Origin of the sequence: Pseudonocardia sp. Ae505_Ps2, assembly GCF_001932425.1 — a bacterium.
Classification (GTDB): Bacteria; Actinomycetota; Actinomycetes; order Mycobacteriales; family Pseudonocardiaceae; genus Pseudonocardia.
On sequence record NZ_MCIP01000001.1, the window covers coordinates 13,441 to 14,576 of the forward strand.

At 64.8% G+C, this 1,136-nt stretch carries 2 protein-coding genes; both read left to right on the forward strand.

The window, feature by feature from the left end:
- The first annotated feature begins 208 nt into the window (after positions 1 to 208).
- Complete coding sequence (locus Ae505Ps2_RS00060) at positions 209 to 553, forward strand: DUF4288 domain-containing protein (protein ID WP_075310832.1); 345 nt, start codon at positions 209 to 211, stop codon at positions 551 to 553.
- Between the two features lie 60 nt (positions 554 to 613).
- Positions 614 to 928, forward strand: a complete 315-nt coding sequence (locus tag Ae505Ps2_RS00065) for a hypothetical protein (RefSeq protein WP_198932218.1) — start codon at positions 614 to 616, stop codon at positions 926 to 928.
- The last annotated feature ends 208 nt before the right edge of the window (positions 929 to 1,136 follow it).

Sequence of the window (1,136 nt, forward strand, 5' to 3'; positions counted from 1 at the left end):
CATCTGACAGGAACCTCAGTGCTCGTCGGCGTTCTCGACACCGGCCCCGAGCTGGGTGTTCAGCAGGTCGAGGGCATCACGCTGGCTGTCGAGCGTCACGTGACCGTGGACGTTCATCGTCTCGGTCGCGCTGTGGCTGACGACCCTCGGGTGCGCCTCGGGGATCGCCCCGAGGCAGGTCGACAGCCTCCGGAGCGACTATGCGGACATGGCCTCCGAAGCGCTGTTCGTCGCCATTCTGCTGTTCGAGTCGACATCGTCGGTACCGAGCTACCGACCGCTCTACCGCGAGGACGTCGTCCTGCTCCGAGCACTGTCGCTGGAGGACGCACAGGATCTTGCCGGACGACACGGGCACGAAGCCGAGACCTCCTACACGAACCACGCGGGGGAGACGGTCAGGGACCGCCTGTTACACGTCGTTGATGTCACCCCGGCTCTGACCGACGACCTCACAACGACAGTCGTTGACGTGTACAGCCGCCACTTCCGCGACATCGCGGCGTACCGGCGGTTCGACCCCCTGTGCGACGGCGAGCAGCTCTGGCAGTGAGCAGGGCGGGCCCCTGACCCGAACTCTCGAGACAGCCGTACCGAACCAGGTGGAACCCTGATGCCGTTCTACGCCACCATCGTCACAGTCACGGACATGAATGCAGGACCGGAGCCGGTAGGCCAGGAGCAGACAGGTGTGTGGGAACTCAGGATCGGAGTGTTCTGCACGGCCGACCAAGCCAGAGACCTGACCGACAAGATCCAACTGATGCTCTGCCCCGACCCGATGCACAGGTCGCCCTGCCCGATCCCCTGGTCGACGGCGCATTGGAAGCTCGATGACGATCAGGCCGCCGAGAACTACCCTGAGTTGATCGAACAAGCACGGATCGAGCGACAAGGCAGTGGACCAGCGCCCGCGCCAGCAGAGTGAGGTGTTCTCAGTAGCGGGGTGGCAGGTCGTGGCGACACGCCGAGGGTGGTGAGATGAGCGGGAACGGGGCAGGACCCCGGTAGATCGGTTCGGTCCAGCACAGATCGACACCGTCACCGAGGTCCTGCATGTCTGATCCTGTCACCTACACCGCTGTCCTCCCGATCGGGGAGCGCACCGTGGCCTATCTGGCGCGGCTCCTGGTCCT